The sequence below is a fragment of the Pseudomonas sp. 2hn genome (genome assembly GCF_019646095.1).
GTDB lineage: Bacteria > Pseudomonadota > Gammaproteobacteria > Pseudomonadales > Pseudomonadaceae > Aquipseudomonas > Aquipseudomonas peradeniyensis.
The window spans coordinates 2,306,899-2,323,014 of sequence record NZ_CP081016.1; the positions used below are offsets into that span (position 1 = coordinate 2,306,899).

General features: G+C 64.5%; 14 protein-coding genes. 7 read left to right on the forward strand and 7 right to left on the reverse strand.

The genetic code is table 11. The annotated features are described in order from the left end of the window. Positions 1–147 precede the first annotated feature (147 nt). Positions 148–1,746 carry a BCCT family transporter gene (locus tag K2O50_RS10565; RefSeq protein ID WP_050706147.1) on the reverse strand — a complete coding sequence of 533 codons (1,599 nt, stop codon included), beginning with the start codon at positions 1,744–1,746 and terminating at the stop codon, positions 148–150. 281 nt (positions 1,747–2,027) lie between these two features. Continuing rightward, the gene (locus K2O50_RS10570; protein WP_050706146.1) at positions 2,028–3,119 is read right to left on the reverse strand and encodes a tartrate dehydrogenase; all 1,092 of its coding nucleotides are present in this window, start codon (positions 3,117–3,119) and stop codon (positions 2,028–2,030) included. Between the two features lie 94 nt (positions 3,120–3,213). Here K2O50_RS10570 and K2O50_RS10575 point away from each other — a divergent pair, with 94 nt between their 5' ends. After that, positions 3,214–4,125: a LysR substrate-binding domain-containing protein gene (locus tag K2O50_RS10575; protein WP_050706145.1), complete on the forward strand. Its 912-nt coding sequence runs from the start codon at positions 3,214–3,216 to the stop codon at positions 4,123–4,125. A 60-nt stretch (positions 4,126–4,185) separates the two neighbouring features. Here K2O50_RS10575 and K2O50_RS10580 read toward each other — a convergent pair whose 3' ends face one another. Next, positions 4,186–6,096, reverse strand: coding sequence for a hypothetical protein (locus K2O50_RS10580; RefSeq protein WP_050706144.1), 1,911 nt, complete (start codon positions 6,094–6,096; stop codon positions 4,186–4,188). A gap of 92 nt (positions 6,097–6,188) precedes the next feature. Further along, on the reverse strand, positions 6,189–7,562 hold the full coding sequence (locus tag K2O50_RS10585; protein WP_050706143.1) for an MFS transporter: 1,374 nt from the start codon (positions 7,560–7,562) through the stop codon (positions 6,189–6,191). 505 nt (positions 7,563–8,067) lie between these two features. Here K2O50_RS10585 and quiC point away from each other — a divergent pair. Together quiC and K2O50_RS10595 are read left to right on the forward strand one after the other, a co-directional pair. Beyond that, a complete protein-coding gene (quiC, locus tag K2O50_RS10590; RefSeq protein ID WP_050706142.1) occupies positions 8,068–9,975 on the forward strand; it encodes a 3-dehydroshikimate dehydratase QuiC in 1,908 nt (635 codons plus the stop codon). A gap of 223 nt (positions 9,976–10,198) precedes the next feature. Then, a complete protein-coding gene (locus K2O50_RS10595) occupies positions 10,199–10,861 on the forward strand; it encodes a TetR/AcrR family transcriptional regulator (RefSeq protein WP_050706141.1) in 663 nt (220 codons plus the stop codon). A 6-nt stretch (positions 10,862–10,867) separates the two neighbouring features. Here K2O50_RS10595 and K2O50_RS10600 read toward each other — a convergent pair whose 3' ends face one another. Continuing rightward, positions 10,868–11,566 (reverse strand): FadR/GntR family transcriptional regulator, encoded by a 699-nt coding sequence (locus K2O50_RS10600; RefSeq protein WP_050706140.1) that lies wholly within the window; start codon positions 11,564–11,566, stop codon positions 10,868–10,870. A gap of 261 nt (positions 11,567–11,827) precedes the next feature. Between K2O50_RS10600 and K2O50_RS10605 the strand changes: the two genes are divergently transcribed. Genes K2O50_RS10605 through K2O50_RS10620 form a run of 4 tightly spaced genes read left to right on the forward strand, consistent with a single transcriptional unit; the run spans position 11,828 to position 14,659 of the window. Further along, positions 11,828–12,613 carry a transporter substrate-binding domain-containing protein gene (locus K2O50_RS10605; protein WP_050706139.1) on the forward strand — a complete coding sequence of 262 codons (786 nt, stop codon included), beginning with the start codon at positions 11,828–11,830 and terminating at the stop codon, positions 12,611–12,613. 11 nt (positions 12,614–12,624) lie between these two features. Next, the gene (locus tag K2O50_RS10610) at positions 12,625–13,290 is read left to right on the forward strand and encodes an amino acid ABC transporter permease (RefSeq protein WP_050706138.1); all 666 of its coding nucleotides are present in this window, start codon (positions 12,625–12,627) and stop codon (positions 13,288–13,290) included. Next, entirely contained in the window at positions 13,291–13,938 is a 648-nt protein-coding gene (locus tag K2O50_RS10615) for an amino acid ABC transporter permease (protein WP_050706137.1), read from the forward strand. Further along, positions 13,925–14,659, forward strand: a complete 735-nt coding sequence (locus tag K2O50_RS10620; RefSeq protein ID WP_050706136.1) for an amino acid ABC transporter ATP-binding protein — start codon at positions 13,925–13,927, stop codon at positions 14,657–14,659. Before K2O50_RS10615 ends, K2O50_RS10620 begins: the two co-directional genes overlap by 14 nt. A 52-nt stretch (positions 14,660–14,711) precedes the next feature. Here the strand turns inward: K2O50_RS10620 and K2O50_RS10625 are convergent, their stop codons facing one another. Next, entirely contained in the window at positions 14,712–15,557 is an 846-nt protein-coding gene (locus K2O50_RS10625; RefSeq protein ID WP_050706135.1) for a shikimate dehydrogenase, read from the reverse strand. Then, the gene (aroQ, locus tag K2O50_RS10630) at positions 15,554–16,003 is read right to left on the reverse strand and encodes a type II 3-dehydroquinate dehydratase (RefSeq protein ID WP_050706134.1); all 450 of its coding nucleotides are present in this window, start codon (positions 16,001–16,003) and stop codon (positions 15,554–15,556) included. Before aroQ ends, K2O50_RS10625 begins: the two co-directional genes overlap by 4 nt. Positions 16,004–16,116: the final 113 nt, after the last annotated feature.

Here is a 16,116-nt window from a genome sequence, read left to right on the forward strand (position 1 = left end):
TTCTTATTGGTTAACACGTATCTGTTGGTTAACAAGCTGGGCAAAAAATTTTGTGTCAGGTTTTGCTGGCGTGGGAGCGGGCTTGCCCCGCGATAGCGATGGCAGCCCATATCGCGGGGCAAGCCCGCTCCCACGACAAATCCAGACTCAGTGCACCGCCGCCGCGCTGCGAGGCGCTTGCTCTTGGGGCTCCTCGCCGGCCAGGCGGGTGGCCTCTTCCTCGATGCGGTACGCCGGCACCTGGCCGTAGTCGGCCGCCAGCCACTTGAAGAAGCCGTAGATCTTCACCAGCAGGATCACCATGAACGGGATCGCGGTGAGCACCACGGCGGTCTTCATGGTCGACAGCGAGGCCTTGGCGAACAGCATGGCCAGCGGCACCAGGGTCAGCACCACGCACCAGAACAGGCGCAGGGTCGGGCTCGGGTCCTCGCCCTCGCGCAGGTTGCGGGTGCTGGTGGCGGCCACGGCGTAGGCGGCGGCGTCCATGTGCGAGGCGCAGAACACCGCCATGATGAACAGGTACGCGGCGAGGAACAGCGTGCCCCATGGCAGGGCCAGCAGGAGATCGGTCACCGCCGCTTCGCCACCGAGGGTGCCGAGCAGCTTGGGCACGTCGATCTGGCCGTTGATGAACTGGTGCATGCTGTAGCTTTCCAGCGCGCCGAAGAAGAACCAGCAACCGAAGCTGCCACCCAGCAGCAGGGCGAACACCACTTCCTTGATCAGTCGGCCACGCGAGACGCGGGCGACGAACATGGCCACGCCCGGCGCGTAGGACACCCACCATAGCCAGTAGAACACCGTCCAGTTGCGGGTGAAGGCGCCGTCGCCGGCCGGGTCGGTGAACAGGCTCATCTGCACGTAGTGCTGCAGCATCAGGCCGATGGAATTGGCGGTGTTGTTCAGGGTGAACTGGGTCGGGCCGACCAGCAGGACGATGGCGGCGAACACCAGGGCACCGATGCAGACCATCTTCGACAGGCGCTGCAGGCCACCGTCGATGCCGATGTACGAACTCAGCGAGAACAGCAGCGCCACGGCGCCAATCACCAGCAGTTGCACGGTGAAGGTGTTGGGGGTGCCGGCCAGGTCGGCAAGACCACGGGTCAGGGTCGAGGCGGTGAGCGCCAGCGACACGGTCAGCGCGCCCATCATGGTCAGCAGGAAGATCAGGTCGACGGCGCGTCCGACGGGGCCGGTGGCCTTGAAACCGGTGACCGCCTCGATGATCGAGGCCAGGTTCAGGCCGCTCTTCTTGCGCACGTGGAAGTGATAGGCCATGGCCAGGGAGGCCAGGGCGTAGATCGACCAGGCGCTGATGCCCCAGTGGAAGAACGAGTAGCTGACGCTGTACTCCAGGGCCTTGGCCGACATCGGCGCGATGTTCAGGCCCGGGGTCTGGTAGTAGTAGGCCCATTCCATCACGCCCCAGTACAGGGTCGAGGAACCCATGCCGGCGCAGATGAACATGAACACCCAGGTGGTGGTGGAGTACTCCGGCTTGCCGGCGCCCAGGCGGATGTTGCCGTACTTGCTGAAGGCCAGGTACAGCACGGCCAGGGAGCTGCCGAACACCAGCACCTGGACGCTGGTGCCGAAGGTGCGGGTGGCCACCTCGAACAGCTGGTTGGCCAGGCTTTCGGCCTGGGCGGGGAAGGCAGCAAGGCCGATCACGGTGAGCAGCACGGCCAACAGGCTCACGGCGATCAGGAACACGTCGATCTTTTTGTTATTGGGGGACATCAATTGTCTCCTGGAGCATTTTTTTTGTAGTAGGCGTCAGGCGTAGGGGAAGTCCGTATCGAGGCTAGGTTGTCCTTTCTGTTAACTGCTGGATAACAATTATCTTTTGGTTTACAGATTCTGCATTGAATCGAAGTGGGTGGCAATAGGATCGTCGGACAATCCGGATGGTTGGGTGTTGTCCGGGCTGGCGCTATCGCGGGAAAGCCCGCTCCCACGCACGGAAAGACGCATTGCTTCTTTGTAGGAGCGGGCTTGCCCCGCGATGACCTGACGCCGACTCAGGCCCCGAGCAGCTCGGCGATGGCCTTGCCCACTTCCTGGGTCGAGCGGCTGCCGCCCATGTCGCGGGTGGTGTCACCGTTGGCGATCACTGTCTCGATGGCCTTGAGAATGTCGTCGTGGGCTGCCTGGTAGCGGGCGTCGTTGCCGGCCTGGCCGAGGAACTCGAGCATCAGCGCGCCGGACCAGATCATCGCGATCGGGTTGGCGATGTTCTGGCCGTAGATGTCCGGCGCCGAACCGTGCACCGGCTCGAACAGCGACGGGAACTTGCGTTCGGGGTTGAGGTTGGCCGACGGCGCGATGCCGATGGTGCCGGCGCAGGCCGGGCCGAGGTCGGAGAGGATGTCACCGAACAGGTTGGAGGCCACCACCACGTCGAAGCGCTCCGGCTGCAGCACGAAACGGGCGCAGAGGATGTCGATGTGCTGTTTGTCCCAGCTGATCTCGGGGTAGTGGGCGGCCATGGCGGCGGTGCGCTCGTCCCAGTAGGGCATGCTCACGGCCATGCCGTTGGACTTGGTCGCCGAGGTGACGTGCTTGCGCTCGCGGGTCTGCGCCACGTCGAAGGCGTACTTGAGGATGCGGTCCACGCCACGGCGGGTGAACACCGACTCCTGCAGCACGAACTCGTTGTCGGTGCCTTCGAACATGCGCCCGCCCAAGGACGAATATTCACCCTCGGTGTTCTCGCGGATCACCACGAAGTCGATGTCGCCGGGCTGCTTGTTCGCCAGCGGGCAGGGCACGCCGGGGAACAGGCGCACCGGGCGGATGTTCACGTACTGGTCGAAATCGCGGCGGAACTTGAGCAAGGATCCCCACAGCGAGATATGGTCCGGGACCTTGTCCGGCCAGCCGACGGCGCCGAAGTACAGGGCGTCGAAGCCCTTGAGCTGGTCGAACCAGTCGTCGGGCATCATCTTGCCGTGGGCCAGATAGTAGTCGCAGCTGGCCCACTCGAAGAACTCGAACTCAAGGTTCAGGCCGTGCTTGCGGGCGGCGGCCTCGACCACGCGCAGGCCTTCGGGGAGGACTTCGTTACCGATGCCGTCACCGGGAATGGCGGCGATCTTGAAGGTCTTGGTCATGGTGCGGCTCTCGTGTTCAGGGAAGATGCGGCCATGCTATAAGGCTGTGATTCGGAGATAATCCGGCAATCCATTAATTCTTGGTGCACGAATCGTGAATAATCTGCCGAACCTGGACGACCTCGACATCTTCCTGCAGGTGGCCCGCCGCGCCAGCTTTGCCGCGGTGGCCGACGAACGCGGCATGTCGGCGGCGTTCGTCAGCAAGCGCATCCGCCTGCTGGAGGACAGCCTTGGCGTGCGCCTGCTGCACCGCACCACCCGGCGGGTGACGGTGAGCGAGGAGGGTGAGCGGGTGTACCAGTGGGCGCAGCAGATCTTCGAGACCCTGCAACGCATGGACGACGACCTCAACGCCGGCCAGCGCGAGCCGGTCGGGCAGTTGCGCATCGCCAGCAGCCTGGGCCTGGGCCGGCGCTTCGTGGCGCCGGCGCTGTCGGAACTGGCGGCGCGCTACCCGCGCCTGGACATTCGCCTGGATGTGCACGATTGCCTGGTGGACCTGATCGCCGAAGGCGTCGACCTGGACATCCGCGTGGGCAACGTGATCGCCCCGCACCTGATCGCCAAGCCCCTGGCGCGCAACCGCCGGGTGCTGTGCGCGGCGCCTGCGTACCTGGCCGAGCACGGCACGCCGCGGGTGCTGGCGGACCTGGCCAGCCATGACTGCCTGGTGATCAAGGAGCGCGACCACCCGTTCGGGCTATGGCACCTGGAGGGGCCGCAGGGCGAGGAAAGCGTGCGGGTGACCGGTGGGCTGTCGAGCAACCATGGCGAGGTGGCGCACCAGTGGTGCCTGGACGGGCGCGGCATCCTGCTGCGCTCGTGGTGGGACGTGCACGACAGCATCGCCGAGGGGCGGCTGGTGCAGGTGCTGCCGGATTACCAGCAGGCGGCGGACATCTGGGCGGTGTATACCGCGCCCTTGGCCGGCTCGGCCAAGGTGCGGGTGGCGGTGGAGTTTTTTCGGCAGTACTTTGCCGAGCGGTATCGGTTGCCTGATTGAAGGCAGCGGGCCGCGTAGCGACCCCACCGCCTTCGATGACTTGGCGCGTTCGAGCTCCGTTTAATTGGGCGGGAGATTGTCGAACTTGAAGCGGTACACGTTACCGTTCATGGCACCGCCTGTCTGAGTCCTCTCGATAGTGGCTGGAATACCATCGGGGGAATCGAAGTCGGCTATCCCGAATTTACCCTTGAGCGGGCCTTTGAAGTTTAATTTCCGGCTACGGTCTTCGTTATAGAATGTCCAGTAGTGAGTGGGTGTGCTACCGTCTGGTGAATGGGAGAAGATCCGCGCTGAAAGTGCCTTGCCGCCCGCGTCGAGAGGGCAGCCAACTTCTTCAGTTATCAGGTATTCGGCATAGGAAGTGCTAAAGCCACACATAGGGCTTTTAAAATTCTTTTCTGCAAACAGCAGGACAGCATTATCGCCATGCAGGACATCTACAACGGCGCCATTCAGTGCTCCGCCTTTCTGGCTACGCGTGTAGCCAGCGGGCACATCTTTTGAATCGTCAATATTCTTGACCCTGACCTTATCTGCACCTTCGGCGGTTCTCGTGTAGCACACGTGGCGTTCTCCTGGTCCGTCATAGAGGCAGAGTCGCTGTGCGATGCCAATATTGATCAGCCACAAGGACCGCACAGGTTGCTCATCGCACGCGCTGGAAACATTCAGTGGTTGCCCAGAACGAATATAAAGATAGCATTCCTTTCCCTGGGAGTCCGGTTGTTCAAATAGTGTCAGGGTGATGGCACTGAGCGGGCCGTAGAAGCTGCTCACATACTCGGCCCTGTTGTCCTCAATGAACTGCGCCATGTCATGCAGCGCGTCACCCATGGGCTCGCCCTGATATTCCACCCGGGGGTTGGAGAAGTTGGGCAGGGCGCCGTGGGCGGTGACCATCTGGGTATGGAACTCAGGGGCGGTCTCGTGCTTGTAGCCATGGTTGAGTGGATTGGTAGGCGCGGGGTCCCAGCCAACGGTACCGCCATAGTTCTGGCCAAGTACATGGGCCAGTGACGAAGGGCAACTGATGGCGCTGTACGCCGTCTCCTTGTTCGACCAGCTGTACGCGACGCCACAGGACTCGGTGAAGGTGCCATGCAGCGAGACCAGGTCTGCGCTCAGCGCGTTGCGGTATTTCCAGACCATCCTGCCCAGCTCGGTGTCCTTGCTTTTCAGCGCCTCCAGGTCACTACCGTCGCCTTCGTAGTTGGAGTCGTAGATGTCGGCAAGGTAATAGATGACATTGATCTTGCTATTGGCGAAATACTGGTTGGCATCCTGCAAGGCACCAATCAGTTCCTCCCTGTAATTTGGCTTGCTCTCGCGAACTGGCTTGGTCGATACCAATAGAACACTTACCTGATAGTAGTCAGGCCGTTTGATCTTGTCGGAGGGGGTGGTCTTTTCATTGGCGCCGGGTGCCAGTAACGGCTTGGCTTCTGCAGGTAACTTCGACTCATCCACCTTGATCAGCGCGTGCTGGCCAGGGCTTATATAGTCGAGCCGATAGGCCTGCCCATCGACCACCAGCCTACCGACAACTTTGTCTTGATGGCGCACAAGGGAAAGATAGTAGTGCGGGTCGTAATCGATTTCGTTCTTCGATTTGCTGGCGTATTTTTTCTTCCACTCAGAGGCCTTGTAGCCCACCCAGCTGTCGAATCCGGATTTCAGGGGTTTGGAGGGTCGTAAATGGAACGCGGCAGTTTTGCCATCGGGTGTCGTGACAGCGATAGCCTGGGTCTGTGGATTGACCAACTGCGCATCCACCTTGACCAGATTGATCTCGACGTTGGCAGGTTCAGCCAACAATCTCGCCAGGTAACCTGTCGCGATCTTTTTCAACTGGGCGGTATCCTGCCCGGCTTCTACAGTGAACAGTGGCGTGGCCGCCTGCGCGGACATTACCGTGACCATCACCAGTAATACCCCCGCCCACGCTGTTTTCCAGTTGCGCACTTTCATCGGATTGCTCCTGTGGTTTAACCCTCGCCCACAGCAGAGCAGTTTGTGAAATACCAGTCACCTGGCAATAATGTCAGGTGACTGGTCGGGCCTCAGTGGCTCATTACTTTCGCGGTGCCCGTGCGAGCTTTTTCATAGGCGTCGCGATCCATCGGTCGCGCTTGCGGGGTGCCCAGGTCTTCCATGGCCAGTCGATGGGTCTCCGGCGCCAGATACGCGGCGAAGGCGCACACGCAGGTAACCAGGAACGCCAGCCCGCCGACCACCAGCCAGATATGCTCCGAACCCGGTGGCGCCACGGCGGCGAACAGCGCCGGCAGCATGGCGGTGATCATGGTGCCGATGTTCTGCGCGATGGCCATGGCCGACACGCGGTAGCGGGTGTGGAACAGCTCGGGGTAGAAGCTTGGGAACACCGCGTTGTAGCCCTGGTAGACCATGCCCCACATGAGGATCGAGGCGGCGAAGGCCAGCGGCACGTTCTGGATGCTGATCGCGTACAGGTAGGCGAAGGCCAGCAGGCCCGAGCCCAGGCAGCCGGCGATCATGGTCGGGCGACGGCCGATCCGGTCGGACAGGTTGCCGACGAAGGGGATCACCAGCACCGCGACGATGTTGCCCACCACCGGGATCCACAGGTACACGCTCTTGTCGAAGCCGATGCCATAGGCCGGCTGCACCGCGTAGGCCGCGCCGAATATGGTGGCGACCACCGGGATCACGTTCATCAACGCCATGAACATCACCAGCACCATGTGCTTCCAGCTGTGGCGGAAGGCTTCGCCGATCGGCGACTTGGCGACCTTGTCCTGCTTCTCCTCCTGGACGAAGGCCGGGGTCTCGTGCACTTCCTTGCGGATGATGAAGCCGGCGATCAGCACCACCGCGCTCATCAGGAACGGAATGCGCCAGCCCCACTCGTTGAAGGCCTCGCTGGGCATGAAGTAGGCCAGCGGCAGGAACACCGCCGCCGCCATCACCTGGCCGGCCTGCACGCCTTGCAGGGTGTAGCTGGCGTAGTAGCCGCGACGCCCGAACGGCGCGTGCTCCATGATCATCGAACTGGCCCCGGAGATCTCGCCGGCCACGGCGAAGCCCTGGACCAGGCGCAGCACCACCAGCAGTGCCGGGGCCAGCAGGCCGATGTCGTGGTAGGTGGGCAGCAGGCCCACGGCCATGGTCGACAGGCCCATCAGGAACATGCACAGCAGCAGCACGTTCTTGCGCCCGCGGGTGTCGCCCCAGTGGCCGAGCACGCAGGCGCCGATCGGGCGCGCCAGGTAGCCCACGCCGTAGGTGGCCAGCGAGGCGATGATGGCCATCTTCGGGTCGCTGGAGGGGAAGAAGATCTGCGGGAAGATCAGCGCTGCGGCCTGGGCGTAGATGAAGAAGTCGTAGTACTCGAGGGCAGAGCCGATCCATCCGCTGGCGGTGGCTTTCTTGGCTTGGGAGCTTGAGCGGGCCATGTTGTCTCCGTTGTTCTTGTCAGGGGCCGGATGGTCAGCGCGCGCAGGGCACGGCAACGGGGCTATGGAGAGAAGACGAACGCGGCGGTGCGGATCGCAGGGCGAGCAAGGTGTGCATAGGTCGGTACCCGTTTTCTTGAACTTATTATGTGGTGACGTTGGGCGTTACAGCGCAGGGCCCGCCGAACGACCGGCGTGGCAGCGAGAAGGGCCGGCGGGGCCTGCGACTGGCGTTCATGGTTGTTCACGGGGGTGGGTGAATCAATTCGCCGGAACGGGTTTTGTTCGGTAATCGAACAAAAACTAACTGTTTCGTACAAAGTGCGTTGCCGGGGCGACTTTACCTGCGAATAATCGATCGTGCCAGACAGATGCTGTCGGGACTGGCCCTTTCGCGGGGCAAGCCCGCTCCTACAAGGGACAACGCAACACCTGTGGGAGCGGGCTTGCCCCGCGATAGGGCCGGACCTGCCCAGACCTCCCTCAATAACAAGGAACACCTGCCATGCACCGTTCGATCGCCACCGTTTCCTTGAGCGGCACCCTGCCGGAAAAACTCGAAGCCATCGCCGCCGCGGGTTTCGACGGCGTCGAGATCTTCGAGAACGACCTGCTGTACTACGCCGGCAGCCCTCGCGAGATCCGCCAAATGTGCGCGGACCTGGGGCTGGCGATCACCCTGTTTCAGCCGTTTCGCGATTTCGAGGGTTGTCGCCGCGACCGCCTGCACAAGAACCTCGACCGCGCCGAACGCAAGTTCGACTTGATGCAGGAGCTGGGCACCGACCTGGTGCTGCTGTGCAGCAACGTCCAGCCCGATGCCCTGGGGGAGGAGCAACTGCTGGTGGACGACCTGCGCCTGCTCGCCGAACATGCCGGCGACCGGGGCCTGCGCATTGGCTACGAGGCCTTGGCCTGGGGCCGCCACGTCAATACCTGGCAGCAGGTGTGGAACCTGGTGCGCCAGGCCGATCATCCGGCGCTGGGGGTGATCCTCGACAGCTTCCACACCTTGTCGATCAAGGGCGACCCCAACGGTATCCGCGATATTCCCGGCGAGAAGATCTTCTTCGTGCAGATGGCCGACGCCCCGATCCTGGCCATGGACGTGCTGGAGTGGAGCCGACATTTCCGCTGCTTCCCGGGACAGGGCGAGATGGACCTGGCGGGCTTCCTCGCGCCGATTCTCGCCACCGGCTATCGCGGTCCGCTGTCGCTGGAGATCTTCAACGACGGCTTCCGTGCGGCACCGCCCCGGCAAAACGCTGCCGACGGCTTGCGTTCACTGCTGTACCTGGAGGAGAAGACCCGCCTTCAGCTGGAGTGCGAGGCGCGGGCCGTCGAGCCTGGCGTGCTGCTCGCACCACCTGCCGCAAGCCGCTACGACGGCGTGGAGTTCCTCGAGTTCGCCGTCGACGAGTCGGTCGGTGCGCGCCTGGGCGTATGGCTCAAGCGCCTGGGCTTCGCCGAGGCCGGCGAACACCGCAGCAAGGCGGTGCGGCTGTTGCGCCAGGGCGATATCAACATCGTGCTCAATGCCGAGCCTTACTCGTTTGCCCACAACTTCTTCGAGGCCCATGGCCCGTCGTTGTGCGCGACGGCGCTGCGGGTGAACGATGGCCAGGCCGCGTTGCGGCGCGCCACCGCCTACCGCGGCCAGCCGTTCCGTGGCCTGGTCGGCCCCAACGAACGCGAGATCCCGGCGGTGCGCGCCCCCGATGGCAGTCTGCTGTACCTGGTGGAGCCGGACGCCGACGGTCCGACCCTCTACGACACCGATTTCCACCTGGACCCGAACGCCCGGGCCAGCGGCGGTCTCAAGCGCATCGACCACATGGCCTTGGCGCTGCCGGCCGAGGCGCTGGACAGCTGGGTGCTGTTCTACAAGAGCCTGTTCGATTTCACCGCCGACGACGAGGTGGTGCTGCCCGACCCCTATGGCCTGGTCAAGAGCCGTGCCCTGCGCAGTCAGTGCGGCAGCCTGCGCCTGCCGTTGAACATCTCGGAGAACCGCAACACCGCCATCGCCCATGCCCTGGACAGTTATCGCGGCTCGGGCGTGCACCATGTCGCCTTCGACTGCGACGATATCTTCCGCGAGGTGGCCCGGGCCAAGGAGGCCGGCGTGCCGTTGCTGGAGATCCCGCTGAACTACTACGACGACCTGGCGGCGCGCTTCGAGTTCGATGACGAGTACCTCAGCGAGCTGGCGTACTACAACGTGCTGTACGACCGCGATGCCCAGGGCGGCGAGCTGTTCCATGTGTACACCGAGCCGTTCGAGGGGCGCTTCTTCTTCGAGATCCTGCAGCGCAAGGGCGGTTACGCCGGGTATGGCGCGGCCAACGTGGCGGTGCGCCTGGCGGCGATGGCCAAGGCGCGCAGCGGGGCGGGGCGCACGGCGGTGTTGTGAATCAGTGGCCCATCGCGGGGCAAGCCCGCTCCCACGCTGGTGATGCTTGCTGTTCTGTTCTTTGCACTACTGCGCAGCCTCTAGGGCTGGACAATCACGCACGAAGCGTGGGAGCGGGCTTGCCCCGCGATGGGGGCGGCAGCCGCTCACAACACCACGCTTCCCTGCACCGCCCGGCTCACGGATAATCGCCCGGATTCCTATAACGAGCCTGTGAGTCGGTATGAGTGATTCGGTAGCCAAGCCTGAAGTCGAAGGGCTGCGCAGATCGCGCAAGAACAACCCGGAAAAGACCCGCGAGAACATTCTCCAGGCCGCCATCACCGAGTTTGTCCAGCAGGGCCTGGCCGGCGCCCGGGTCGATGCCATCGCCGAGCGCACCGCCACCTCCAAGCGCATGATCTACTACTACTTCGGCAGCAAGGAGCAGCTTTACGTCGAATGCCTGGTCAAGCTCTACGGCGACATCCGCAAGACCGAGCACAGCCTGGACCTCGACTCGCTGTCGCCCGAGCAAGCGATCCAGCGCCTGGTGGAGTTCACCTTCGACCACCACGCCGACAACGTCGACTTCGTGCGCATCGTCTGTACCGAGAACATCCACTACGGCGAATACGTCAAGCAGTCGCCGGTGATTCGCGAGATGAGCAGCATGGTGCTCGACGCGCTGGGCAAGATCCTCGCCCGTGGCTTGGAGCAGGGCGTGTTCCGCCCGGGGATCGAGGTGATCGACCTGCACATGCTGATGAGCTCGTTCTGCTTCTACCGGGTGTCGAACCGCCACACCTTCGGCGACATCTTCCAGATCGACCTGGCCGACGAGCAGGTCAAGCAGCGTCAAAAGCAGGTGATCTGCGAGGCGGTGATGCGCTACATCAAGGCCTGACCCCGCTCAACCGGCGAACACCACCCCGGTGCGCGCCGCAGCGTTGCGGATGTGTTCCTGCATCGCCCGTTGCGCGCCGGCCTGGGAGCGGCGGGCGAGGGCGCGGAGGATCTTGCGGTGCTCCTGCCAGGTTTCCATGGCCCGCTCGGGGCGGATGAACGGCAGCTTCTGACTTTCCAGGAAAATATCCTGGCTGGCGGTGATCACCTGCAGCATCGCGCGGTTGCCGCTGGCCTGCAGCAGTTGCTGGTGAAAGGCGAAGTCCAGGCGTGCGGCGGCCTCGAAGCGCCCGGCGCGCAACTCCACGGCCATTGCCTCGACGTTGGCCTGCAACGCGTCTAGGTCATCGGCGGTCAACGCCAAGGCCGCCTGGCCGGCGGCGAAGCCTTCCAGGGCGTAGCGCAGCTGAAAGGTGTCGGCGGCCGAGACCTGTTCGGCATAGGGCCAGGCGAAGCCGCCCGGCGATGGCTGGCCGGTGGCCGGAGCCTGGACGAACACGCCCTTGCCCGGTTGCACGCTGACCAGTCCCAGGGCGCTGAGCGACGACAATGCCTCGCGCAGCGACGCCCGGCTCACGCCAAGGCGTTCGGCCAGGTCGCGCTGCGAAGGCAGGGCGTCGCCGGGCTGGTAGCCGTCCCGCTCGATCAGTTGGCGGATGGCCTGCAGGGCGATTTCCGGGACGGGGCGCGTGGCGGTGGCGAGCATGCTGTTCAGACCGGTCTGAGGGCGATGGCCTCCCTTTTACGGGCAATCGGCACGGCGTGGCAAGCCTTGCCTCGTCCTGGCGCAGGCCCTGCGGCCGTTGCGCGAAAGCGGGGCGCAGGATGCTTCGAGCTCACCACTGTTCAGACCAGTAAGACCTGATCGGCGCCTTGCGCCACGCCGCTCACAGGTGTTTTGCCCTAGGCTGGCATGGCCCGTGCACTGGCATCGCAGCCCCTTTCCGGACTCCTGCGAGGCCTTTCGATGAAGACGTTCCGCTCCCTGTTCCTGGCCACCCTGTTCTGCGCCACCCCTCTGGCAATGCCCCTGGCCCAGGCCGACGCGCTGGCCGACATCACCGCCCGCGGCGTGCTCAAGGTTGCCGTGCCCCAGGACTTCCCGCCGTTCGGCTCGGTCGGCCCGGACCTCAAGCCCCGCGGCCTGGACATCGACACCGCGCAACTGCTGGCCGACAAGCTTGGCGTCAAGCTGGCCCTGACCCCAGTCAACAGCACCAACCGCATCCCGTTCCTTACCACCGGCAAGGTCGACCTGGTGATCTCGAGCCTGGGCAAGAACCCCGAGCGCGCCGCGGTGATCGACTTCTCGCGCCCCTATGCGCCGTTCTACCTGGCGGTGTTCGGCCCGGCCGAGGCACCGGTCGACGCGATCGAAGCCCTGGCCGGCAAGACCATCAGCGTCACCCGCGGCGCCATCGAGGACATGGAACTCAGTGCCGTGGCGCCCAAGGGCGCGATCATCAAGCGTTTCGAGGACAACAACTCGACCATCGCCGCCTACCTGTCCGGCCAGGTCGAACTGATCGCCAGCGGCAGCGTGGTGATGGCCGCCATCGCCGCAAAGAACCCGGCCAAGGTGCCGGTGCTCAAGATCAAGCTCAAGGACTCCCCGGTCTACGTGGGCCTGGCCAAGAACGAGCCGGCGCTTTTGCAGAAGGTCAACGCCACCCTCGACGCCGCCAGGACTGACGGCAGCCTGAACCGCAACGCCGAGAAGTGGCTCAAGCAGCCGCTGCCGGCCGATCTCTGAGCACTTGAGCGATGGCCTATCAATTCGACTTCGCCCCGGTGCTGGCGCAGGGCGACCTGTTGCTGCGGGGCATGCTGTTCACCCTGGAGCTGACCCTGGTCGGCACCGTGCTTGGGGTCGCCATCGGCGTGCTCGGCGCGGTGACCCGGGCCTGGCACCTGCGGCCGTTCGACGCGCTGTTCGGGCTGTACGTCGAGCTGATCCGCAACACGCCGTTCATCGTCCAGCTGTTCTTCATCTTCTTCGGCCTGCCGGCGCTGGGCGTGCGCCTGAGTGAATGGCAGGCGGCGGTACTGGCGATGGTGATCAACCTGGGTGCCTACTCGACCGAGATCATCCGCGCCGGCATCCAGGCGATCCCCAAGGGCCAGCTCGAAGCCTCGGCCGCGCTGGCGTTGAGCCGCTTCGAGGCGTTTCGCCACGTGGTGTTGCAACCGGCCCTGGCCAAGGTGTGGCCAGCGCTGTCGAGCCAGATCGTGATCGTCATGCTCGGTTCGGCAGTGTGTTCGCAGATCGCCACCGAAGAGCTGTCGTTTGCTGCCAACTTCATCCAGTCGCGCAATTTCCGCGCCTTCGAGACCTACCTGTTGACCACATTGCTGTACCTGTTGATGGCCATCGCCGTGCGCCAGCTGCTGGCCTGGATCGGCCAGCGCATGCTGATGGGGAGACGCTGAATGGACTTCACCTTGTGGGATATCGTGCGCAACCTCATGACCGGGTTGCAGTGGACCTTGCTGCTGTCGCTGGTGGCGTTCGCCTGCGGCAGCGTCGCCGGGCTGATCTTGCTGGTGGCGCGGATCAGTGACCGGCCACTGCTGCGCGGAGCCGCGCGCGCGTTCATCGAGCTGTTCCAGGGCACGCCGCTGCTGATGCAGCTGTTCATGGTGTTCTTCGGCATCGCCCTGTTCGGCATCGACGTGTCGGCGTGGATGGCCGCGGCCATCGCCCTGACCTTGTTCACCAGCGCCTTTCTCGCCGAGATCTGGCGTGGCTGCGTGGAGGCGATCCCACGGGGCCAGTGGGAGGCCGCCGGCAGCCTGGCCATGAGCCGCCTGGAGCAGTTGCGCCATGTGATCCTGCCCCAGGCCCTGCGCATTGCCATCGCCCCGACCGTGGGTTTCTCGGTGCAGGTGGTCAAGGGCACCGCGGTCACCTCGATCATCGGTTTCACCGAGCTGACCAAGACCGGCGGCATGCTGGCCAATGCCACCTTCGAGCCATTCCTGATCTACGGCCTGGTGGCCGTGGGCTACTTCATCCTCTGCTACCCGCTCTCGCTGAGCGCCCGTTACCTGGAAAGGAGGCTGCATGCCCCTGCTTAGAGTGTCCGCGCTGCACAAATACTACGGCGACAACCACGTGCTCAAGGGGGTCGACCTGAGCATCGAGGAGGGCGAGGTGGTGGCCATCATCGGCCGCAGTGGCTCGGGCAAGAGCACCTTCCTGCGCACCCTCAATGGCCTGGAGTCGATCAGCGACGGGGTGATCGAGGTGGATGGCGAGTACCTCGACGCCGGCCGTGCCGACCTGCGCGCGCTGCGCCAGAAGGTCGGCATGGTGTTCCAGCAGTTCAACCTGTTCCCGCACCTGACCGTGGGCGAGAACGTGATGCTGGCGCCCCAGGTGGTGAAGAAGGCCGGCAGGGCCGAGGCGCGCCAACTGGCCGAGCGGATGCTGGAGCGGGTAGGGCTGGGCGACAAGATCGACGCCTACCCCGACCGCCTTTCCGGCGGACAGCAGCAGCGGGTGGCCATCGCCCGGGCGCTGGCCATGTCGCCCAAGGTGCTGCTGTGCGACGAGATCACCTCGGCGCTGGACCCGGAACTGGTCAACGAGGTGCTGGGCGTGGTGCGCCAGCTGGCGAAGGAGGGCATGACCCTGGTCATGGTCACCCACGAGATGCGCTTTGCCCGCGAGGTGGGCGACAAGCTGGTGTTCATGCACCAGGGCAAGGTGCACGAGACCGGCAACCCACGCGAAGTGTTCGCCGCGCCGCGCACGGCGGAACTGGCCAACTTCATCGGTGCGGTGGTGGGGACCTGAGGGCTGCATCGCTTCGCTGCGCAGCAGCCCAGATTGCGCAAGCGCGGGCTTGCTAGAAGCTGGCGAAGTGCGCCTGCATGCGCTCGGCATCGGCCGGGCGCCCGCTGAACAGCTCGAATGCCTTGACCGCCTGGAACACTGCCATGGTGCCACCGTCCAGGGTGCGGCAGCCCAGGGCCCGGGCATGGCGCAGCAGCTCGGTCTCCAGGGGGAAGTAGATGATCTCCGCCACCCACAGCCGTGGGTGCAGCAGCGTGGGCGGCAAGGGGGTACCGGGCAGCTTGGCCATGCCCACGGGCGTGGTGTTGACCAGGCCATCTGCGTCGGCCACCGCGCTGGCCAGGTCCTCGCCGAGCACGGCGCGACCGGCGCCGAAACGCTGGGTGAGATTGTCCACCAGCGCCCGGGCGCGGCTCTGGTCCACTTCGAACAAATGCAAGCGCTCGACACCTTCGGCCAGCAGCGCATGGGCCACTGCCGCGCCCGCGCCGCCCGCGCCCAGCTGTACCACCTGACGCCGCGCGACGCCGGGCAGGCCGCGTCGCAAGCCTTCGGCGAAGCCCAGGCAGTCGGTGTTGTGGCCCACCCGTCGGCCCTCGCGCAGCACCACGGTGTTCACCGCGCCAATGCCGCGGGCTTCGTCCGACAGTTCGTCAAGCAGCGGCAGGATCGCCTGCTTGAACGGGAAGGTGATGTTGAGCCCGGTGAAACCGGTGCGTTCGGCGGCATCCAGCAGGGCGGGCAGGGCGCTGTCGTCCAGGCCCAGCTGGTCGGCGTCGATCAGCCGGTACAGGTAGCGCAGCGCCTGGGCGTCGCCTTCATGCTCGTGCAGCGCCGGGGTGCGCGAAGCCTGGATGCCACGGCCGATGAGGCCGGCGAGGATGCCCGGGCCGTTCATGCCGCGTGCTCGCGCAGGTGTTCGCTGAAGTAGCTCAGGGCCATGCGGTAGCCCTGGCTGCCGAGGCCGCAGATCACCCCCACGGCGATGCTGGAGACAAACGACAGGTGACGGAACGGCTCGCGCTTGTGCACGTTGGACAAGTGCACCTCGATCACCGGCAGCTCGCTGGCCACCAGGGCGTCGCGGATGGCCACCGAGGTGTGGGTCCAGGCGGCGGGGTTGATCAGGATGCCGTGGCAGCGGCCACGGGCGGCATGGATCCAGTCGAGCAGCTCGCCTTCGTGGTTGGTCTGGCGAAACTCCAGTTCCAGGCCCAGCTCGGCGGCGCTGTCGGCGCACAGACGGGCCAGGTCGGCGAGGGTTTCGTGGCCGTATTGGGTGGGTTCGCGGGTGCCCAGCAGGTTGAGGTTGGGGCCGTTGAGCACGAGGATTCGGGGTGTCATGACGGGGTATCGCTTTGTTGTTTTTGGATATCCCGATAATTGTACTACCCGGTTAGTTTAGTCAAATGGTGGACTGTATAAAGCGGGCGATTATCGGCTGCTTGTACCCTATC

Coding starts and splice junctions, on each gene's coding strand:
- K2O50_RS10565 (WP_050706147.1), bottom strand. CDS start 1,746: ATGTCCCCCAATAACAAAAAGATCGACGTGTTCCTGATCGCCGTGAGC.
- K2O50_RS10570 (WP_050706146.1), bottom strand. CDS start 3,119: ATGACCAAGACCTTCAAGATCGCCGCCATTCCCGGTGACGGCATCGGT.
- K2O50_RS10580 (WP_050706144.1), bottom strand. CDS start 6,096: ATGAAAGTGCGCAACTGGAAAACAGCGTGGGCGGGGGTATTACTGGTG.
- K2O50_RS10585 (WP_050706143.1), bottom strand. CDS start 7,562: ATGGCCCGCTCAAGCTCCCAAGCCAAGAAAGCCACCGCCAGCGGATGG.
- quiC (WP_050706142.1), top strand. CDS start 8,068: ATGCACCGTTCGATCGCCACCGTTTCCTTGAGCGGCACCCTGCCGGAA.
- K2O50_RS10595 (WP_050706141.1), top strand. CDS start 10,199: ATGAGTGATTCGGTAGCCAAGCCTGAAGTCGAAGGGCTGCGCAGATCG.
- K2O50_RS10600 (WP_050706140.1), bottom strand. CDS start 11,566: ATGCTCGCCACCGCCACGCGCCCCGTCCCGGAAATCGCCCTGCAGGCC.
- K2O50_RS10605 (WP_050706139.1), top strand. CDS start 11,828: ATGAAGACGTTCCGCTCCCTGTTCCTGGCCACCCTGTTCTGCGCCACC.
- K2O50_RS10610 (WP_050706138.1), top strand. CDS start 12,625: ATGGCCTATCAATTCGACTTCGCCCCGGTGCTGGCGCAGGGCGACCTG.
- K2O50_RS10615 (WP_050706137.1), top strand. CDS start 13,291: ATGGACTTCACCTTGTGGGATATCGTGCGCAACCTCATGACCGGGTTG.
- K2O50_RS10620 (WP_050706136.1), top strand. CDS start 13,925: ATGCCCCTGCTTAGAGTGTCCGCGCTGCACAAATACTACGGCGACAAC.
- K2O50_RS10625 (WP_050706135.1), bottom strand. CDS start 15,557: ATGAACGGCCCGGGCATCCTCGCCGGCCTCATCGGCCGTGGCATCCAG.
- aroQ (WP_050706134.1), bottom strand. CDS start 16,003: ATGACACCCCGAATCCTCGTGCTCAACGGCCCCAACCTCAACCTGCTG.